This is a genomic window from Sphingomonas piscis (assembly GCF_011300455.1).
In the GTDB taxonomy this organism is placed as follows: Bacteria; Pseudomonadota; Alphaproteobacteria; order Sphingomonadales; family Sphingomonadaceae; genus Sphingomicrobium; species Sphingomicrobium piscis.
Map to the genome: position 1 here is coordinate 2,091,149 of NZ_CP049869.1, position 17,692 is coordinate 2,108,840.

Here is a 17,692-nt window from a genome sequence, read left to right on the forward strand (position 1 = left end):
AGCATTGTTCCGTCCCGCCGGAAGGGCTAGTCGCTGCCCATGCTGGTTCCACCGACGATCGACGACATCCGCGCTGCCGCCCAACGCATCCACGGCGCGGTGATTCGCACGCCCACGCTCAAGAGCAAGGCGCTGTCGGAAATCGTCGGCGCCGACGTCTGGCTGAAATTCGAGAATCTGCAGCTCACTGCCGCCTACAAGGAGCGCGGTGCGCTCAACAAATTGCTGCAACTGACGGACGAGGAGAAGAAGCGCGGAGTCATCGCGGCCTCCGCCGGAAACCATGCGCAGGGCGTCGCTTACCATGCCAAAAGGCTGGGCATCCCCGCGGTAATCGTCATGCCGCAGGCGACTCCGCTGGTGAAGATCACCCAAACGGAGGAGCATGGCGCCAAGGTCGTGATCCACGGCATCATGTTCGACGACGCTTATGCCAAAGCGCGCGAGCTGGAGGCGGCGGAAGGCTATGTGTTCGTCCACCCGTTCGATGATCCGCAGGTGATCGCCGGGCAGGGCACGATCGCGCTGGAAATGCTGGAGGATGCGCCGGACATCGACACCTTGTGTGTCCCGATCGGCGGCGGCGGTCTTCTATCCGGCGTGGGCACCGCGGCGCGGGCGCTGAAGCCCCAAATCGCCCTGTTCGGGGCGCAGGCGCAGCTCTACCCGTCGATGAAGTGCGCCATCGAAGGGTGCAACCTTCCGCTCGGCGGGGACACTTTGGCCGAAGGCATTGCGGTGAAGCAGCCGGGCGAGCTGACCTCATCAATGCTCCAAAAACTGGTAGACGAAGTGCTGCTGGTGCCGGAACGGGCGCTGGAGCAGGCGGTCGCCATGCTCGTGTCGATCGAGAAATCGGTGGTCGAGGGCGCTGGCGCCGCGGGACTGGCCGCCATGCTGACCCACAAGCATAAGTTCGCGGGGCGGACGGTTGGCACGATCCTTTGCGGCGGCAACATCGACACGCACCTGCTCGCGAACGTGCTGGTCCGCGACCTGGTGCGCAGCGGCCGCATCGGCCGGCTACACATCGAGGTCGAGGACCGGCCGGGTGCGCTGGCGCTCATCGCCGCGCAGTTCGAGGCGGCCAAGGTCAACATCATCGAGATCAATCACAGCCGGATCTTCAGCCGCCTGCCGGCCAAGGATGCGGTGGTGGAGGTGGAGTGCGAGGCGCGCGATCCAGGTGCGATCGACCATCTGATCACCCTGCTCGAAAGCGTCGGCTTCAAGGTCGATCGGGCGCTGCTGGACTAGGGCGCACGCGGCCCAAATTAGGACAAAAGGCCGTTAACCACCTTTTCCGGGCACCGCGGCCTTTTCAAGGGCGTTTACCAGCATCATAAAGGTGTCTGTAACCATTTAGGAAAGGCGGCCGGGTGAGCGCTCCATTTCGCTTCCCGAAATTCTTCGTCACCAGCCCAAGCCCGTGCCCTTACCTGCCGGGCAAGGTCGAACGCAAAGTGTTCACCGAGCTGAACGGCCGTCACTCAACCGAGCTCAACGAAGCGCTGGGCCGGATCGGCTTTCGTCGCAGCCAGTCCGTCGCCTACCGCCCCAGCTGCATCGATTGTTCCGCCTGCGTGTCGGTTCGGGTACTCGCCGCCGAGTTCGAGCCGAGTGCGACTCACCGCAAATTGCTTCGCCGCAACGGCGACCTGGAAGTTACCGCCTGCAAGCCGTGGACGACCGAAGAGCAGTTCGCACTCCTTCGCCGCTACCTCGCCCAGCGTCACCCGGGCGGTGGCATGGCGGAAATGGACGAGAGCGACTTCGCCGACATGGTCGAGCAGACCCCGGTGAAGACCTATCTGATCGAATATCGCGAGCCCTCTGTGGATGGTCGACCGGGCAAGCTGGTCGGCGCCTGCCTGTCCGATCAGCAGGGCGATGGCCTGTCGATGATCTACAGCTTCTTCGACGTCGGGCCCGACTCCCGCAAGGGGCTAGGCACCTACATCATCCTCGATCACATCACGCGTGCCGCAAAGGCAGGGCTGCCTTACGTCTACCTCGGCTATTGGGTCGAGGGCTCACCGCGCATGCAGTACAAGACGACGTTCCAGCCAATGGAGCGGCTCGGCCGCGACGGCTGGCGCCGGATGGACGAGGTCGGGCCGGGCGCCGAGGCGGACCGTAGATTGCTCGACCTGCCGGTACGCCGCGAGCGACGCGGGAGCTTGCTCAGCGCATAAGAAAAGGCGGAGCGCTTGTTCAGCGCCCCGCCCTTTTGTGTGCCCCGCTTAGTCGTCCTTTCAGGCGACCGCGACTTCCGGTTCGAAGCTGCCTTCGCTCTCGCTGTCGCGCAGCACGTAGCCGCGGCCCCAGACCGTTTCGATGTAGTTCGCGCCGCCGCAGGCGAGGCTGAGCTTTTTGCGCAGCTTGCAGATGAAGACGTCGATGATCTTCAATTCCGGCTCGTCCATGCCGCCGTAGAGGTGGTTGAGGAACATTTCCTTGGTGAGGGTCGTGCCCTTGCGGAGCGACAAGAGCTCCAGCATCGCATATTCCTTGCCGGTCAGGTGAACTCGGCTGCCGTCGACTTCGACCGTCTTGGCGTCGAGGTTCACGGCCAGCTTGCCGGTGCGGATGACCGACTGCGAATGGCCCTTCGAGCGGCGGACGATGGCGTGGATTCGAGCGACCAGTTCGTCGCGGTGGAACGGCTTGGTGACGTAATCGTCGGCGCCGAAGCCCAAGGCGCGGACCTTGCTGTCCATCTCGCCGATTCCGGACAGGATCAGGACGGGAGTGCCGACCTTGGCGGTGCGCACCTTCTTAAGCACGTCATAACCGTGCATGTCGGGAAGGTTAAGATCGAGTAGGATGATGTCGTAATCATAAAGCTTGGCGAGGTCCAAACCCTCTTCGCCAAGATCCGTCGTGTAGACGTTGAAGCCTTCGGTCCCGAGCATCAGTTCGATGCTCTTGGCGGTGGTCGGTTCGTCTTCGATCAGCAGCACACGCATTTAAGCTCTCCCCGTTCCCGACCTTAAGGTTTGTTACCCCGCCTTAAGAGCCTTGAAGCAGTCATTAACCATTCGGGGAATGAAGGCAAAAGGTTAATAATGCGTAACTGGCTGGAATCCTTGAGAGTCGTGGCGGACGAGTCACAGGCCGCTTCGTTGCGCGCAATCGAGCCGAACAGAACTGGATTGCTTCGTCGCACCGCTCCCCGCAATGACGGTCCTGTGACCCTTGCCGAACGCATCCTCTACATCGACGCGGAAGCGATCGTTATCGACAAGCCGGCGGGGCTGCCGGTGGACGAGCCACGCCGCGGCGGCCCGAGTTTAACGTCCAGACTGGATGAACTTCACTGTGGATTTAAGCGACTGCCGGTGCCGATGCACCGACTTGACCAGGATACCAGTGGCTGCCTGCTGCTCGCGCGCAGTCCCAAGTCGCGGGCCCGCCTCCAAAAGGCGTTCGAGGCACGGCAGGTGGGTAAATTCTATCTTGCCGTCGTCGGTTGCGAGGTGGCGGACGTCGAGGGCGTGATCGACGTCCCGTTGGGCAAGAAGTCGAGCTTCGAGGGCGGCTGGAAAATGGTGCCCGACGCTGAGGGGCAGACCGCGACCACGCATTGGCGCACGCTGCTTACACGGGACGGGCGCAGCCTCGTCGAATTCCGTCCGGTAACCGGTCGAACGCACCAGATCCGCGCGCATGCCCGCGAGGCGTTCGGATGCGGCATCGTCGGCGATCGGGTCTATGGGGTGCCGGGTGGGCCGATGCTGCTCCATGCCACGCGCCTCGTGGTGCCGCGCGACAATCATGCGACCATCGACGTCACCGCTCCGCTGCCGGAGCATTTCGGCGAGTGGCGGAATGCGTCCTGAAGATGTGACCATTCCCGACGAGGCGCTGAGCGAAACGTTCCTCGCGGCGACCGGGCCGGGCGGGCAGAACGTCAACAAGGTGGCAACGGCGGTACAGCTGCGCGTTGATCTGTTCAAACTTGGACTGAACCCCACCGCCTACCACCGCTTGAAGGAACTTGCCGGAAGCAAGGTGACGTCCGGCGGCGAGCTTCTCATCACCGCCCGCAAGTTTCGCACGCAGGACGCCAACCGGCAGGATGCGCGGCGGCGGCTGGCGGAACTGATTGCCGATGCCCATGTGGTGCAGGCCCGCCGCCGGCCGACCAAGCCGAGCCGGGCGGCCAAGGCGCAGCGGGTCGACAGCAAAAAGCAGCGCAGCACGGTCAAGCAGGGCCGCGGGAAAGTGACGGATTACTGATGTACGACTTCAAGATCGAAGCGGCCGACAAGGCGACCATGTACCGCGACCTTCAGTCTGCGCTGGAAGGATTGATCGCGGGCGAGCCTGACCCGATCGCCAATATGGCCAATGCGGCGGCATTGATCTGGGAGACATTGCCCGACCTGAACTGGGCCGGGTTTTACCGCAACGTGGACGGTGAATTGGTCCTGGGGCCGTTTCAAGGCCGTCCGGCCTGCATCCGCATTCCATTCGGCAAAGGCGTTTGCGGCGCTGCGGCCGAGGCAAAGCAAGTTCAGCGAGTCGACGATGTCCACGCCTTTCCCGGTCACATCGCCTGCGATGCGGCGAGTGCGAGCGAACTGGTCATCCCGATTGTTCGCGACGGCAAGCTGATCGCAGTGCTCGATCTCGACAGCCCGTCAAAAGGCCGGTTCGATGCCGAGGATGAAGCGGGCTGTGTTCGGGTCTGTGAGCTTCTCGCCCGGATCCTTTAGCTCAGCTGCTCAAGTCGCTCGTCGCTTAATCCGCCCGGGATGATCATGACCGGGCAGGGCAGCTTGCCAGCATCGGTGCCGGTGAACGCTTCAACCATCGCCCCCGGATCGCCTGAAGGTGTCGCCCCCAGCACCAGCGCCGCGACATCCTGGCGCTGGCCTATATAGTCGCGCACCGTTTTCACCGGTTCACCCTGTTGCACGACGATGGTCGGCTCGATCCCCGCCTCGTCGAGCAACTCGCCGACGGCGCCGCTGACGATGCCTTCGATCCGCAGCCTTTGTTCTTCCTCGATCGCCTGCTGGACTCCGCCCCACTGGACGAAGTCCTGCGGCGCGGCGACCGCCAGCACTTCCACGCGCCCGTCCGTCTTGGACGCGCGCCTCGCCGCGAAGCGAAGCGCGACGCGCGCCTCGGCGCTGTCGTCGATCACGACGAGATAGATGCGTTTGGCGGCCCCTGTTGGCATCACCACCTAGCTGCTTGAAACCACGGCGAAGCGCAAGGCACCCTTGACCGGGGCGCGCGCATTGGCTTTGAGCCGACTTGTTCTTGGAGATGCGACGCCCATGCCGTTGGAACTGAAAATGCCCGCGCTGTCCCCGACCATGGAGGAAGGCACTCTTGCCAAATGGCTGGTCAAGGAGGGGGACACGGTCAGCTCCGGCGACATCCTGGCGGAGATCGAGACCGACAAGGCAACCATGGAGTTCGAGGCGGTCGACGAGGGGACGATTGCCAAGATCCTGGTCGGCGAAGGCACGGACGGGGTGAAGGTCGGAACGCCGATCGCGATCCTGGCCGGTGAGGGTGAGGATGCCAGCGCTGCTGCAGCCGCGCCTGCGCCGAAGGCCGACGCGGCACCTGCTCCGACGGCTGCCACTGCCCCAACGCCGGAACCGGAAGTGAAGGGCTACGGCACCAATCCCGCCGAGGACAAGCAGATCGCCCGAGCCGCTACGGTTCAGCCGGCCCAGAGCGGCGGCGAGAGAATCAAGGCCTCCCCGCTGGCCCGCCGTCTAGCCGAACAGCAGGGCGTCGACCTCTCGTCTCTACAGGGAAGCGGCCCTGGCGGACGCATCGTCAAGGCCGACCTTTCCGTCGCTGGTGCCGCACCCAAGGCCGCAGCCCCCGCCCCTCAGGCAAGCGCGGCGACTCCGCCTGCGGCGCCTCATGCCACGACCAGCGACATTCCGCATGAAGCGGAGAAGCTCAGCAACATGCGCAAGACGATTGCGCGCCGCTTGACGGAGTCGAAGCAGACGGTTCCGCACATCTATCTGACGGTGGACATCAACCTCGACGCGCTGCTGAAGCTCCGCGGCGAACTGAACGCCAGTCTCGCGCCGCGTAACGTGAAGCTCAGCGTCAACGACCTGCTGATCAAGGCGCTCGCGGTGTCGCTGATCCAGGTGCCGGAGTGCAACGTCCAGTTCACCGGCGACCAATTGCTAAAATTCACCCGCGCCGACATCAGCGTCGCGGTCAGCATCGAGGGCGGCCTGATCACTCCGATCATCGCCGATGCGGCGGGCAAAGGCGTCGCCTCAATCTCGACCGAGATGAAGGACCTCGCCGGCCGAGCCCGAGAGGGCAAGCTGCAGCCTGCCGAATATACCGGCGGTACTGCGTCGCTCAGCAACATGGGCATGTACGGCATCAAGCAGTTCGAGGCGATCATCAACCCGCCGCAGGGCATGATCATGGCGATCGGCGCCGGCGAGAAGAGGCCCTACGTGGTCAACGACAGCCTTCAGGTTGCCACGGTCATGTCGGCGACGGGCAGCTTCGACCATCGCGCCATCGACGGCGCGGATGGCGCCAAGCTGATGCAGGCCTTCAAACAGCTCGTTGAAAACCCGCTGGGTATGCTTGCCTAAGTGCGGTGGCTCACCGCCCTGCTGATCGGTGCCATCCTGGGGTTTGCCCTTCCGCTTGCGTTCGGAGGGCCCGACGGCATCTGGTTGAACAGCTGGGCAGGAGTGGGCACCATTCGTCCGCTGGCCGGGTCGCCTGGTTTGCTGTTCTCCGTCCCCCTTGCCGTTGGGGCGGCGGTCTGCCTCCGGCTCGTCTTCAACTGGCACTCGCGATGAGCGGCGCCTCCAATAGGATCCACCATGGCTGAACAATATGACCTCATCGTCCTCGGCTCCGGTCCCGGCGGCTACGTCGCCGCGATCCGGGGCGCGCAGCTGGGGTTGAAGACCGCTATTGTCGAGCGCGAGAACCTGGGCGGCATCTGCCTCAATTGGGGGTGCATCCCGACCAAGGCACTGCTGCGGTCGGCCGAGGTGTTTCACCAGATGCAGAATGCAAAGGCTTACGGGCTCGCGGCTACCGGGGTTGCGGCCGACCTCGCTGCCGTAGTCCAGCGCAGCCGCGGCGTGGCGTCCCAACTCAACAAGGGCGTCACCGGCCTAATGAAGAAGAACAAGATTGCGGTGCACATGGGTGTCGGCAAGCTCACCGCCGCCAACAAGATCAGCGTTACCGGCCAGGATGGCAAGACCACCGATCTCGAGGGCAAACACATCATTGTCGCCACCGGGGCGCGGGCGCGCGAGCTGCCGTTCGCCAAGTCGGATGGCAAGCGCATCTGGACCTACCGCCACGCGATGACTCCGGCCGAGATGCCGACCGAGCTGCTGGTCATCGGTTCGGGCGCGATCGGCATCGAGTTCGCAAGCTTCTACAACGACATGGGCGCCAAGGTGACGGTCGTCGAAATGCTAGACCGGATCGTGCCCGTCGAGGATACGGAGGTCAGCGACTTCCTCGCCAAGAGCCTCAAGAAGCAGGGCATGACCATCCTGACCGGCGCCGGCGTCGAGAGCCTGGCCGCGGACGGGCAGGGCGTCGCCGCCAAGATCAAGACCAGCGACGGCAAGGTCGCGGATCATCGCTTCAGCCACGTCATCGTTGCCGTCGGGATCGTTCCGAACACGGAAGAGATTGGTTTGGAGGCGCTCGGCGTGAAGACCACCAAGGGCCACATCGACACCGACCCGATGTGCCGCACCAGCGTCAAGGGCCTGTGGGCGATCGGCGATGTCACGGCGCCGCCCTGGCTCGCGCACAAGGCCAGCCACGAGGGCGTGATCGCCGCCGAAGCCATTGCCCAGGAGCTCGGCAACAAGGACGTCCACCCGCACGCGATGAATGCCGCCAGCATCCCGGGCTGCACCTATTGCCGTCCGCAGGTCGCAAGCGTTGGAATGACCGAAGCCAAGGCCAAGGAAGCGGGCTATGAGGTGAAGGTCGGCAAATTCCCCTTCATCGGCAACGGCAAGGCCATCGCCCTGGGTGAGACCGAAGGGTTCATCAAGACGGTCTTCGATGGCAAGACCGGCGAATTGCTGGGCGCCCACATGATCGGTGCGGAAGTCACCGAGCTCATTCAAGGGTACACCGTCGGCAAGCAGGCGGAGCTGGTCGAGACGGATTTCATGCAGACCGTCTTCCCCCATCCGACGCTGAGCGAGATGATGCACGAAAGCGTGCTCGCCGCTCACGGCAAGGTGATCCACATCTGATGGACCTCGACGCCGATCTGGATCGCCTCGACCGCAACCGGTTGGCAGAGGAGGTACGCAAACTGCGCGCCGCGATCCGCGAGCATCGCGACACCAGCGGGATGGAGCTTTGCTGGCATCATCCCAAATTGTGGGGGCTGCTGCCTGAGCGGGTAGAGCCGGAGATTGCGGTGCCCGAGTGGCCTCAGTTCCTGCGCGGATGCGTTCGCTATCGACAGAATTTGGATGAGGAGCGGCCTGACGCGCCACGCATGACGGAAGAATATCAGGGCGAGCGCGGCACGGATTAGGGCCAAGAGCCGTATCAACCTTTCGCGCTTCCATGCATTTTCCCCACATGGAAACACTCGACCGCGACCAGGTGCTGAAGGACTTCCACGATGCGGTGAACATGACCGCGTCAGAGATCGAGCGCTGGCTGAAAACGCCCGAAAGCAGGGAAGTGGGCTGGAAGGGCGAGGACGGCGGCGACGCTGAGAGCGTCGGGCATGCCAGCGGGCGAAAGATCGCCTCGATCCTGCGCAACGGTCACGCCAAGCTCTCGCCGGCGGACTATGACCATATGCGCAAGGTCACCGGCTATGTTCACCGCCATCTTGCGCAACGGCCCAAAGAGGTGGAGCACTCCCACTGGCGCTACAGCCTCATGAATTGGGGGCATGATCCGTTGAAAAACTGACGTAGACGGAACGGGGCGGTCGTCAGCGGGTTAGTCGGCGCATGCGGGTGTTGGCGTTGTGCTTCGCGAGTGTGCTGCTGCTGTCGGCTTGTGACCGGCGGGAGGATGAGGCGTCGGTGAATGCCGAAGACGGCGTTCTCGATCAGGCAGTTGTGAATGCGGCCTTGGGCGTTGGAGTGCCCGTTGCGGTGGGCAACTTAGACGTCGCCGGCGACGACGACATCGCCGGGACACAGGACAATGCCGCATCAGACCAGGCGGAGGAACCATCGGAATGAAGCGCGGCTATTGCGACAATATCGAAAAGCAGACGGTCGAGAATGAGGATTTCCGCCGCGTCGTCTACACGGGCCATCATCTGCAACTGGTGCTGATGACGCTTCAGCCGGGCGATGAGATCGGCGAGGAGGTCCATGAGGACCGCGACCAGTTCTTCCGCATCGAGGAAGGGTCCGGGATCATCGACATCGACGGCAAAGAGAATCCGGTCGAGGACGATTTCGCGGTAATCGTCCCCGCGGGCGCGCGTCACAACGTCCGCAATACGAGCCAGGCACCGCTTCGGCTGTACTCCATCTACGGTCCGCCCGAGCATCTCGACGGGGTCGTCCAGTCGAGCAAGGCAGAGGCTGACAAGCGCCACCCGCACGAAGAATGGGACGGAAAGACCAGCGAATGACCTTTCAGCCGGCCAGAGCAATCGGCGCCAACAGCGCTGATGAGGCGCTCCATCAGTTCAATATCGAGCGTCGTGAGCCCGGTCCTCGCGACGTGGCCATACGCATTGCATACTGCGGGGTCTGCCACTCCGACCTTCACACCATTAAGGGTGAGTGGGGCGGCACGCTCTACCCTTGCGTCCCCGGCCATGAGATTGTCGGCGAAGTCGTAGCGGTCGGCGGCGACGTCACCCGTTTCAAGACTGGCGACGCGGTCGGTGTGGGCTGCATGGTCGACAGCTGCCAGCATTGCGCCTCCTGTGCCGAGGGCGAAGAGCAATATTGCGAGAACGGGTTGGTCGGAACCTACAACGGTGCGACGCAGGACCCGCCGGGACACACGCTGGGCGGCTATTCAGACAGCATCGTGGTGGACGAACGCTTCGTCCTCAAGGTGAGCCACCCGGCCGATCAACTTGCGGCGGTCGCACCGTTGCTTTGCGCCGGAATCACGACCTATTCGCCGCTGCGCCACTGGAACGTCGGCCCCGGCAAGAAGGTCGGCATCGTCGGGATCGGCGGCCTCGGTCACATGGGTGTGAAGCTTGCTCACGCCATGGGCGCGCATACGGTTGCCTTCACGACCTCCGAGAGCAAGCGGCAGGACGCCTACGACCTTGGTGCTGACGAGGTCGTCATTTCGCGGGATCCCGAGCAAATGGCCGCGCATGGGCGGAGTTTCGACTTCATCCTCAACACCGTCGCGGCGCCACACAATCTCGACGCCTTTACCTCGCTGTTGAAGGTCAACGGCACAATGTGCCTGGTCGGCGTTCCCGCGGAGCCCCATCCGTCCCCCAATGTCGGTGTGCTGATCTTCGGGCGCCGCGCAATTGCGGGATCCCTGATCGGCGGCATTCGCGAGACCCAGGAAATGCTCGATTTCTGCGCCGAGCACGGCATCACCTCCGACATTGAGATGATCCGCGGCGACCAGATCAACGAGGCCTATGAGCGGATGCTGCGGAGCGACGTTAAGTACCGCTTCGTCATCGATATCGCGACGTTCGCTGCCTGACTCCGGCGGTTGACCTCACCCGCCCTCTCCTGTAGTGGGCGCGACGTCCGCGGGGATGCGCTTGCCGCCCCCTGACGGACAGAGCTGAACATTGCTCGATGCGTGAAGGCCGGTGGCCCTTGTGATGAGGGTCGCCCAGGCGTTCACGCTTTTCATGTTGGGCAAAGTAACCGCCGGCGTGTCCGGCAAGATAAAGGTGAAGGGCTTCATGCCAACGATTAACCAGCTGATCCGCAAGGGTCGCGAGCCGCAGAAGGCCAAGTCCAAGGTCCCTGCGATGGAACAGAACCCGCAGAAGCGCGGCGTTTGCACCCGCGTCTATACGACGACCCCGAAGAAGCCGAACTCGGCGCTGCGCAAGGTGGCCAAGGTCCGCCTGACCAACAGCCGCGAAGTGATCAGCTACATCCCCGGCGAAGGCCACAACCTCCAGGAGCACAGCGTTGTGCTGATCCGTGGCGGCCGTGTGCGCGACCTTCCGGGTGTCCGCTACCACGTGCTTCGCGGCGTCCTCGACACGCAGGGCGTCAAGGACCGCAAGCAGTCCCGTTCCAAGTACGGCGCCAAGCGCCCGAAGTAATCGCACGAGTAAGCCCCGGGCCCAAGGCTCCGGACCAGGCTGAAGAGAAAGGATACCAATATGTCCCGTCGTCGCCGCCCAGAGAAGCGCGAGATCCTGCCGGACCCGAAGTTCGGCGATCAGGTGCTTTCCAAGTTCATGAACAGCGTCATGCTCGACGGCAAGAAGTCCGTCGCAGAGAGCATCGTCTATGGCGCGCTTGAGAGTGTCGAGACCCGCCTGAAGCGCGAACCGCTTGGCGTGTTCCATGACGCGCTCAACAATGTGAAGCCGGGCATCGAGGTCCGCAGCCGCCGCGTCGGCGGTGCGACCTACCAGGTTCCGGTGGAAGTCCGTGCCGAGCGCGCCCAGGCGCTGGCGATCCGCTGGCTCATCTCCGCGGCTCGTTCGCGCTCGGAGAAGACCATGGCTGGCCGTCTGTCGGGTGAGCTGATGGATGCTGCGCAGAACCGCGGCAACGCCGTCAAGAAGCGCGAAGACACGCACCGTATGGCCGAAGCGAACCGCGCCTTCAGCCACTACCGCTGGTAGTTTTCATACCTATATAGTGGGGAGCCGGCACCGGTCGGCTTCCCACATCGCTAAGGAAGACCGACCATGGCCCGCAGCCATCCGCTCGAACGTTATCGCAATATCGGCATCATGGCGCACATCGACGCCGGCAAGACGACGACAACCGAGCGCATCCTTTATTACACCGGCAAGTCCTACAAGATCGGCGAAGTGCACGAAGGCACCGCCACCATGGACTGGATGGAGCAGGAGCAGGAGCGGGGCATCACCATCACCTCCGCCGCCACCACCTGCGTGTGGCGCGCCGCTGAAGGCAAGGGCGAAGAGCACCGCATCAACATCATCGACACCCCGGGCCACGTCGACTTCACCATTGAAGTCGAGCGTTCGCTGCGCGTCCTCGACGGCGCGGTCGCCTGCTTCGACGGCGTTGCCGGTGTGGAGCCGCAGTCGGAGACGGTGTGGCGGCAGGCCGACAAGTATGGCGTTCCGCGCATGTGCTTCGTCAACAAGCTCGACCGCACCGGCGCCAGCTTTGACTATTGCGTACAGTCGATCATCGACCGCTTGGGCGCGCGGCCGGCCGTGCTTTATCTCCCGATCGGTATCGAGAGCGATTTCAAGGGCCTCGTCGACCTGGTCGAGAACCGCGCGATTATCTGGCTCGAGGAGAGCCTGGGCGCGAAGTTCGAATATCAGGACATCCCCGACGACCTGAAGGACAAGGCCGCTGAAGCGCGCCAGAACCTGGTCGAGCTTGCCGTCGAGCAGGACGACGAGGCGATGGAAGCCTATCTCGAGGGCAATGAGCCCGACGTCGCGACGCTGAAGGCGCTGATCCGCAAGGGCACGCTCAACATGTCGTTCGTGCCGGTGGTCTGCGGCTCGGCGTTCAAGAACAAGGGCGTCCAGCCCCTGCTCGACGCGGTTGTGGACTATCTGCCGAGCCCGCTCGACGTTCCCGCCATTAAGGGCATCCTTCCCGACGGCAGCGAAGATTCGCGCGCCTCGGACGACAATGCGCCCTTCTCGGCGCTGGCGTTCAAGATCATGAACGATCCGTTTGTCGGCACCCTGACCTTTGCCCGCATCTACTCGGGCAAGCTGGAGACCTCCTCGCAGGTCACCAACTCGGTCAAGGACAAGAAGGAAAAGGTCGGCCGCATGCTGCTGATGCATGCGAACGAGCGTGAGGACATCCAGATCGCTTACGCCGGCGACATCGTCGCCCTAGCGGGTCTCAAGGACACGACAACCGGCGACACCCTGTGTGCACCGAATGCACCGATCATCCTGGAGCGCATGGAGTTCCCGGATCCGGTCATCGAGCTGTCGGTCGAACCCAAGACCAAGGCGGACCAGGAGAAGATGGGCGTCGCGCTCAACCGTCTCGCCCGCGAGGATCCGAGCTTCCGCGTGTCGACCGATCACGAATCCGGCCAGACGATCATCAAGGGAATGGGGGAGCTCCACCTCGAGATTCTCGTCGACCGCATGAAGCGTGAGTTCAAGGTCGAGGCAAACGTCGGTGCGCCGCAGGTCGCCTATCGCGAATATCTCGCGAAGCCCGTCGAGCTCACCTACACGCATAAGAAGCAGTCGGGCGGCTCCGGCCAGTTCGGCGAAGTCAAGGTCAACCTCATCCCCGGTGAGCGCGGCTCGGGCTTCCAGTTCTTCGACGAGATCAAGGGCGGCAATATTCCCAAGGAATATATTCCCTCGGTCGAGAAGGGCATGCGCGAAACGGCCGAGACCGGATCGCTCATCGGCTTCCCGATCATCGACTTCGAAGTGCACCTGACCGACGGTAAGTATCACGACGTCGACTCCTCGGCGCTGGCCTTTGAAATTACCGGTCGCGGCGCAATGCGCGAAGCGGCGCAGAAGGCGGGCATCAAGCTGCTCGAGCCGATCATGCGCGTTGAAGTCGTCACCCCCGAGGACTATCTCGGCGACGTCATCGGCGACTTGAACAGCCGCCGTGGTCAGATCCAGGGCACCGACACCCGCGGCAATGCGCAGGCGGTCGAGGCCATGGTGCCGCTGGCCAACATGTTCGGCTATGTGAACCAGCTGCGTTCCTTCACCCAGGGACGTGCGCAGTACACGATGCAGTTCTCGCACTATGACGAAGTGCCGCAGAACGTTGCCGACGAAGTGAAGGCGAAGCTGGCGTAAGCCAAAAATTGAAGCTATGGGCGCGTCCGCAAACGGGCGGGCCGCCCCGTTTTTTTAGAACAAGAAGAGGCGTAAAATGGCGAAGGCTAAATTTGAGCGGAACAAGCCGCACTGCAACATCGGCACCATCGGTCACGTCGACCATGGCAAGACGTCGCTGACGGCCGCGATCACCAAGGTGCTGTCGAAGCATGGCGGCGGCGAAGCCGTCGATTTCGCCAACATCGACAAGGCTCCGGAAGAGCGCGAGCGTGGCATCACCATCTCGACCGCGCACGTCGAGTATGAGACGGAAGCCCGTCACTATGCGCACGTCGACTGCCCGGGTCACGCCGACTATGTGAAGAACATGATCACCGGTGCCGCCCAGATGGACGGCGCGATCCTGGTCGTGTCGGCCGCTGACGGTCCGATGCCGCAGACCAAGGAGCACATCCTGCTCGCGGCGCAGGTCGGCGTTCCGACCATGGTCGTCTTCCTCAACAAGGTCGACCAGGTTGACGATCCCGAGCTGCTCGAGCTCGTCGAGCTGGAAATCCGTGAAGAGCTTTCCAAGCGCGGCTTCGACGGCGACAACATTCCGATCGTTGCCGGTTCGGCGCTCGCGGTTCTTGAAGACCGCGACCAGAACATCGGCGACGAGAAGATCCTCGAGCTCATGAAGGCCGTTGACGACTGGATCCCGCAGCCGGAGCGTCCGCTCGACAAGCCGTTCCTGATGCCGATCGAAGACGTGTTCTCGATCTCGGGCCGCGGCACCGTCGTGACCGGCCGCGTCGAGACCGGCGTCGTCAAGGTTGGCGAAGAAGTCGAGATCGTCGGCATCAAGGACACCAAGAAGACCGTCGTGACCGGCGTCGAAATGTTCCGCAAGCTGCTCGATCAGGGCCAGGCCGGCGACAACATCGGTGCGCTGATCCGCGGCGTCGGCCGTGAAGAGGTCGAGCGTGGCCAGGTTCTCTGCAAGCCGGGCTCGATCACGCCGCACACGGACTTCCAGGCGGAAGTCTACGTCCTGTCGAAGGACGAGGGCGGCCGTCACACGCCGTTCTTCGCGAACTACCGTCCGCAGTTCTACTTCCGCACGACCGACGTGACGGGCGAAGTGCAGCTGCCGGAAGGCACCGAGATGGTCATGCCGGGCGACAACGTCTCCCTTGGCGTGAAGCTGATCGCTCCGATCGCCATGGACACCGGCCTCCGCTTCGCGATCCGCGAAGGCGGCCGTACCGTCGGCGCCGGCGTGGTGGGCAACATCACTAAGTAAGCGTCACCGCCCTAGGGCGATGAACAAGAAGGGCCCGGTGCTTCGATGGAAGCGCCGGGCCTTTTCTTTGTTGCGTCGGCCCGCAATCGAGCGGGCCGTCGACACTGCCGTTGTGCAGAACGGGCCAGCTAGTCTGTTCGACTGCTCATTACCCAGCCAGCTTGCGCCAGGCGCTGTGGTTCAGGGCCGGATCAAGGCTCGTTCAAGATGATCCTTGGAGAAGCGCGGAGCGCAAGCTCGAACGAGGTTCTTGATGGCTGCCGGCGCGAAGATCAGGCCCATGTGCAGGGTCGGCACAACCAGGCAAGCCCAATAGAAGTTGTTGGCGCGAGCGAATGCCATGAGGATCAGTGCCAAGGCGAATTGAAAGCTCAGCACCACAAGCGCGAGCCGCGACCGGCACGCGCTCCAGCCCAGAAGCGCGATCGGCACAAGGATCGCGCTGATGCAGCTTGGGAGGAAGCGCAATGCCGACACCTGGTGAACGAAGGCGACGTACGTGTGCCACCCGCCCATTCCGCTCCATCCAGGGCTGGCGAGATCGTCAGGGCGTAACACCGCGGACAGGGTGGAGGCATGGAGGCCGACGGCGGCTAGCAACACGGCACCGGCTCCGGTCCACGCCAGCAATTCGGGCCAACGTCGGTCGTACAATGCGAAGCAGCCGAAGATGATGGCAACGGGAAGCGCGGTTTCACGGACGAGGATGGCTGCAAGGATTGTGAGCAGTGCCGCCCAGGGACGTTCGGGCCGGTAGAGTGCGAAGGCCAGCGCGATCAACGCGCCCGCAAGAACTTCGTGGATCATGACCCAGTCGCGCATCAAGATCGGGGCCATGTTCGGCGCCATCAGCAACGCGGCAAACCGAGCATATCCAGGAAGACCGGGCTCGCTGATGAGGCGCTTCCGCCATGCAAGGATTGCCGCAACGCCGACCGCAGCGACGAGCAGCCACCCGCCCGTTCTGCCGAAAAGGGCGAAGATATAGGCCGCGGTAGGCAGCCGGACGGTCACGAACGGCTTCAACGGATATCCGTTCGCCCGGTGTTCTGCCGCGGCTGCGGAGTAGTAGGGTTCGCCCGCGGACACCCGGCCGGCGATTTTCGCATACAAAGCATGATCGCCGATCATGTCCTCGGCATGCATGTCGGACGGCCCCGCAATCTCAACCCGCGGCTGTGGCGCTGCTCCCACAAAATCCGCCAGGCCATAGAGGATGGCCCCCAGAAGGAGGGCGAGGACCGCAATCGCCGTGGGACGGTTCACCGCCTCCCATCGGTTCCACCCGCTCATTTGCGCCACGTCACGGACCCCGACATGGCGAAGTTCCAGACGGCACCGACGATGACGCCTGCCATGCCGGCGACCCACCAGCGCTCGTCCTGTCCCGCCATCCAGTTGCCAATGCCGATGTTGGCCACGGCACCGGCGGCCGAGATCGCGTAGAAAGAAGCGAGGCCCGGGATGACCTTCCACCCTCGCAGCTTGCGATCCGCGTAGGTGAAGCTGTTGTTGAGGAAGAAGTTTGAGGCGATCGCGATCATCACGGCTGCCGTCTGCGCGGCGAGGAAGGAATAGCCTGCATGAAGCGCGGTGGTGAGCACGCCGAGATGGACGAACACCCCCAGACCGCCAACGAAGAGGAACTTGAACATGCGGACTGGAACGAAGCGTCCAATCGACTTCTCGGCGATCAGTTCAGCATATTCCGCAAGGACGCGTGCGCCGAGCTTGCTTTCACCGGCAACCCGCTTCCCAAAGCTATATGGCACTTCGGCGACGCGCAGCGTCGTCGGCGATGATGCAAGTAAGTCCAGCAGGATCTTGAAACCGATCCCCGACAATTTTGGGAGCGATCTCTCGAACGCCGTTCGATCGACGGCGAAAAAGCCGCTCATAGGATCGCTGACATTGGTGCCGAGCGCAACCTGACCCAGGCGCGTCGCCAGGCGGCTCATGCGGGCGCGGCCCGCGTCCCAGTCTCCGACGGTTCCGCCCTGATTGTACCGGGTGCCGATCGCGATATCCGCACCGTCCAAGGTAACCGCATCGATCAGCTGCGGCAGGATGCCGGCATCATGTTGCAGGTCACCATCCATGACGACCACCGTCGGCGCCGCAGTGGCGAGAATACCCTCGATTACGGCCGAGGAGAGGCCGCGTCGTCCAACACGTTCCACGACCCGGACATGACGCAGGTCCCGTCCGATGCTGCGGATAAGACCGCTGGTGCCGTCGGAAGAATTGTCGTCAACGAAAACGACCTCCCAGCCCCGTCCCGCGAGAACGAGAGACAGGTTGGCAATGAGCGCCTCGACGTTCCCAACTTCGTTCAGGGTGGGAACGACAACGGCCACCTCGAGGGGTAGGGCGCTTGCGGCATCGGCAAAGTCCGCAGTCAAACGCTCGTGACGCATGGTACCTCAATGTCGCGGCAGGTGGATGCTTGCCGATGCGCGCGAGGACTATGCAGATATGGTAAA

At 63.3% G+C, this 17,692-nt stretch carries 21 protein-coding genes; 17 read left to right on the forward strand and 4 right to left on the reverse strand.

The genetic code is table 11. The features are described 5' to 3' along the window. The first annotated feature begins 39 nt into the window (after nucleotides 1-39). Together G7077_RS10540 and G7077_RS10545 are read left to right on the forward strand one after the other, a co-directional pair. Complete coding sequence (locus tag G7077_RS10540) at nucleotides 40-1,257, forward strand: threonine ammonia-lyase (protein WP_166411663.1); 1,218 nt, start codon at nucleotides 40-42, stop codon at nucleotides 1,255-1,257. Nucleotides 1,258-1,379: 122 nt separating this feature from the next. Then, nucleotides 1,380-2,195 (forward strand): arginyltransferase, encoded by an 816-nt coding sequence (locus G7077_RS10545; protein ID WP_166411664.1) that lies wholly within the window; start codon nucleotides 1,380-1,382, stop codon nucleotides 2,193-2,195. A gap of 60 nt (nucleotides 2,196-2,255) precedes the next feature. Here the strand turns inward: G7077_RS10545 and ctrA are convergent, their stop codons facing one another. Continuing rightward, nucleotides 2,256-2,969, reverse strand: a complete 714-nt coding sequence (ctrA, locus tag G7077_RS10550; RefSeq protein WP_166411665.1) for a response regulator transcription factor CtrA — start codon at nucleotides 2,967-2,969, stop codon at nucleotides 2,256-2,258. Nucleotides 2,970-3,098: 129 nt separating this feature from the next. On the opposite strand from ctrA, the gene G7077_RS10555 reads away from it, so the two are divergent. From G7077_RS10555 to G7077_RS10565, 3 genes are read left to right on the forward strand one after another with little or no spacing between them, the layout of a single operon-like run. Next, nucleotides 3,099-3,842, forward strand: coding sequence for an RluA family pseudouridine synthase (locus tag G7077_RS10555; protein WP_246167151.1), 744 nt, complete (start codon nucleotides 3,099-3,101; stop codon nucleotides 3,840-3,842). Beyond that, nucleotides 3,832-4,242, forward strand: a complete 411-nt coding sequence (gene arfB, locus G7077_RS10560) for an alternative ribosome rescue aminoacyl-tRNA hydrolase ArfB (RefSeq protein ID WP_166411667.1) — start codon at nucleotides 3,832-3,834, stop codon at nucleotides 4,240-4,242. The genes G7077_RS10555 and arfB overlap by 11 nt, the downstream gene beginning before the upstream one ends. After that, complete coding sequence (locus G7077_RS10565; protein ID WP_166411668.1) at nucleotides 4,242-4,721, forward strand: GAF domain-containing protein; 480 nt, start codon at nucleotides 4,242-4,244, stop codon at nucleotides 4,719-4,721. Before arfB ends, G7077_RS10565 begins: the two co-directional genes overlap by 1 nt. Here the strand turns inward: G7077_RS10565 and G7077_RS10570 are convergent. Next, nucleotides 4,718-5,191, reverse strand: coding sequence for a universal stress protein (locus tag G7077_RS10570; RefSeq protein ID WP_166412448.1), 474 nt, complete (start codon nucleotides 5,189-5,191; stop codon nucleotides 4,718-4,720). The genes G7077_RS10565 and G7077_RS10570 overlap by 4 nt on opposite strands. Nucleotides 5,192-5,291: 100 nt before the next feature. On the opposite strand from G7077_RS10570, the gene G7077_RS10575 reads away from it, so the two are divergent. From G7077_RS10575 to tuf, 12 genes are all read left to right on the forward strand, one after another. Further along, nucleotides 5,292-6,602 carry a pyruvate dehydrogenase complex dihydrolipoamide acetyltransferase gene (locus G7077_RS10575; RefSeq protein ID WP_166411669.1) on the forward strand — a complete coding sequence of 437 codons (1,311 nt, stop codon included), beginning with the start codon at nucleotides 5,292-5,294 and terminating at the stop codon, nucleotides 6,600-6,602. Continuing rightward, nucleotides 6,603-6,815 (forward strand): hypothetical protein, encoded by a 213-nt coding sequence (locus G7077_RS10580; RefSeq protein WP_166411670.1) that lies wholly within the window; start codon nucleotides 6,603-6,605, stop codon nucleotides 6,813-6,815. Between the two features lie 24 nt (nucleotides 6,816-6,839). Further along, complete coding sequence (gene lpdA / locus G7077_RS10585) at nucleotides 6,840-8,255, forward strand: dihydrolipoyl dehydrogenase (RefSeq protein ID WP_166411671.1); 1,416 nt, start codon at nucleotides 6,840-6,842, stop codon at nucleotides 8,253-8,255. Next, entirely contained in the window at nucleotides 8,255-8,545 is a 291-nt protein-coding gene (locus G7077_RS10590; RefSeq protein ID WP_166411672.1) for a hypothetical protein, read from the forward strand. Before lpdA ends, G7077_RS10590 begins: the two co-directional genes overlap by 1 nt. A 47-nt stretch (nucleotides 8,546-8,592) precedes the next feature. After that, a complete protein-coding gene (locus tag G7077_RS10595; protein WP_206367627.1) occupies nucleotides 8,593-8,934 on the forward strand; it encodes a DUF3140 domain-containing protein in 342 nt (113 codons plus the stop codon). A 47-nt stretch (nucleotides 8,935-8,981) separates the two neighbouring features. Next, nucleotides 8,982-9,212 (forward strand): hypothetical protein, encoded by a 231-nt coding sequence (locus tag G7077_RS10600; RefSeq protein ID WP_166411674.1) that lies wholly within the window; start codon nucleotides 8,982-8,984, stop codon nucleotides 9,210-9,212. Beyond that, nucleotides 9,209-9,613, forward strand: coding sequence for a cupin domain-containing protein (locus tag G7077_RS10605; RefSeq protein WP_166411675.1), 405 nt, complete (start codon nucleotides 9,209-9,211; stop codon nucleotides 9,611-9,613). The genes G7077_RS10600 and G7077_RS10605 overlap by 4 nt, the downstream gene beginning before the upstream one ends. After that, nucleotides 9,610-10,671, forward strand: coding sequence for an NAD(P)-dependent alcohol dehydrogenase (locus G7077_RS10610; RefSeq protein ID WP_166411676.1), 1,062 nt, complete (start codon nucleotides 9,610-9,612; stop codon nucleotides 10,669-10,671). Before G7077_RS10605 ends, G7077_RS10610 begins: the two co-directional genes overlap by 4 nt. A gap of 208 nt (nucleotides 10,672-10,879) precedes the next feature. Continuing rightward, nucleotides 10,880-11,251 (forward strand): 30S ribosomal protein S12, encoded by a 372-nt coding sequence (gene rpsL, locus G7077_RS10615; protein ID WP_114227738.1) that lies wholly within the window; start codon nucleotides 10,880-10,882, stop codon nucleotides 11,249-11,251. Nucleotides 11,252-11,311: 60 nt separating this feature from the next. Then, a complete protein-coding gene (gene rpsG / locus G7077_RS10620) occupies nucleotides 11,312-11,782 on the forward strand; it encodes a 30S ribosomal protein S7 (protein WP_166411677.1) in 471 nt (156 codons plus the stop codon). Nucleotides 11,783-11,848: 66 nt separating this feature from the next. Further along, nucleotides 11,849-13,942 carry an elongation factor G gene (gene fusA / locus G7077_RS10625; RefSeq protein ID WP_166411678.1) on the forward strand — a complete coding sequence of 698 codons (2,094 nt, stop codon included), beginning with the start codon at nucleotides 11,849-11,851 and terminating at the stop codon, nucleotides 13,940-13,942. A 76-nt stretch (nucleotides 13,943-14,018) separates the two neighbouring features. Next, entirely contained in the window at nucleotides 14,019-15,209 is a 1,191-nt protein-coding gene (gene tuf / locus G7077_RS10630) for an elongation factor Tu (protein WP_166411679.1), read from the forward strand. Nucleotides 15,210-15,389: 180 nt separating this feature from the next. On the opposite strand, the gene G7077_RS10635 is transcribed toward tuf, so the two are convergent. Further along, nucleotides 15,390-16,502: a hypothetical protein gene (locus tag G7077_RS10635; protein ID WP_166411680.1), complete on the reverse strand. Its 1,113-nt coding sequence runs from the start codon at nucleotides 16,500-16,502 to the stop codon at nucleotides 15,390-15,392. Then, nucleotides 16,499-17,626, reverse strand: a complete 1,128-nt coding sequence (locus G7077_RS10640; RefSeq protein WP_166411681.1) for a glycosyltransferase family 2 protein — start codon at nucleotides 17,624-17,626, stop codon at nucleotides 16,499-16,501. The genes G7077_RS10635 and G7077_RS10640 overlap by 4 nt, the downstream gene beginning before the upstream one ends. Nucleotides 17,627-17,692 lie beyond the last annotated feature (66 nt).

What these genes read in the sequence shown, in the direction of transcription:
- lpdA (WP_166411671.1), top strand. Translation starts at nt 6,840, where the DNA reads ATGGCTGAACAATATGACCTCATCGTCCTCGGCTCCGGTCCCGGCGGC.
- G7077_RS10565 (WP_166411668.1), top strand. Translation starts at nt 4,242, where the DNA reads ATGTACGACTTCAAGATCGAAGCGGCCGACAAGGCGACCATGTACCGC.
- G7077_RS10605 (WP_166411675.1), top strand. Translation starts at nt 9,209, where the DNA reads ATGAAGCGCGGCTATTGCGACAATATCGAAAAGCAGACGGTCGAGAAT.
- rpsL (WP_114227738.1), top strand. Translation starts at nt 10,880, where the DNA reads ATGCCAACGATTAACCAGCTGATCCGCAAGGGTCGCGAGCCGCAGAAG.
- G7077_RS10610 (WP_166411676.1), top strand. Translation starts at nt 9,610, where the DNA reads ATGACCTTTCAGCCGGCCAGAGCAATCGGCGCCAACAGCGCTGATGAG.
- G7077_RS10575 (WP_166411669.1), top strand. Translation starts at nt 5,292, where the DNA reads ATGCCGTTGGAACTGAAAATGCCCGCGCTGTCCCCGACCATGGAGGAA.
- G7077_RS10595 (WP_206367627.1), top strand. Translation starts at nt 8,593, where the DNA reads ATGGAAACACTCGACCGCGACCAGGTGCTGAAGGACTTCCACGATGCG.
- G7077_RS10640 (WP_166411681.1), bottom strand. Translation starts at nt 17,626, where the DNA reads ATGCGTCACGAGCGTTTGACTGCGGACTTTGCCGATGCCGCAAGCGCC.
- ctrA (WP_166411665.1), bottom strand. Translation starts at nt 2,969, where the DNA reads ATGCGTGTGCTGCTGATCGAAGACGAACCGACCACCGCCAAGAGCATC.
- G7077_RS10540 (WP_166411663.1), top strand. Translation starts at nt 40, where the DNA reads ATGCTGGTTCCACCGACGATCGACGACATCCGCGCTGCCGCCCAACGC.
- G7077_RS10590 (WP_166411672.1), top strand. Translation starts at nt 8,255, where the DNA reads ATGGACCTCGACGCCGATCTGGATCGCCTCGACCGCAACCGGTTGGCA.
- tuf (WP_166411679.1), top strand. Translation starts at nt 14,019, where the DNA reads ATGGCGAAGGCTAAATTTGAGCGGAACAAGCCGCACTGCAACATCGGC.
- arfB (WP_166411667.1), top strand. Translation starts at nt 3,832, where the DNA reads ATGCGTCCTGAAGATGTGACCATTCCCGACGAGGCGCTGAGCGAAACG.
- fusA (WP_166411678.1), top strand. Translation starts at nt 11,849, where the DNA reads ATGGCCCGCAGCCATCCGCTCGAACGTTATCGCAATATCGGCATCATG.
- rpsG (WP_166411677.1), top strand. Translation starts at nt 11,312, where the DNA reads ATGTCCCGTCGTCGCCGCCCAGAGAAGCGCGAGATCCTGCCGGACCCG.
- G7077_RS10570 (WP_166412448.1), bottom strand. Translation starts at nt 5,191, where the DNA reads ATGCCAACAGGGGCCGCCAAACGCATCTATCTCGTCGTGATCGACGAC.
- G7077_RS10635 (WP_166411680.1), bottom strand. Translation starts at nt 16,502, where the DNA reads ATGAGCGGGTGGAACCGATGGGAGGCGGTGAACCGTCCCACGGCGATT.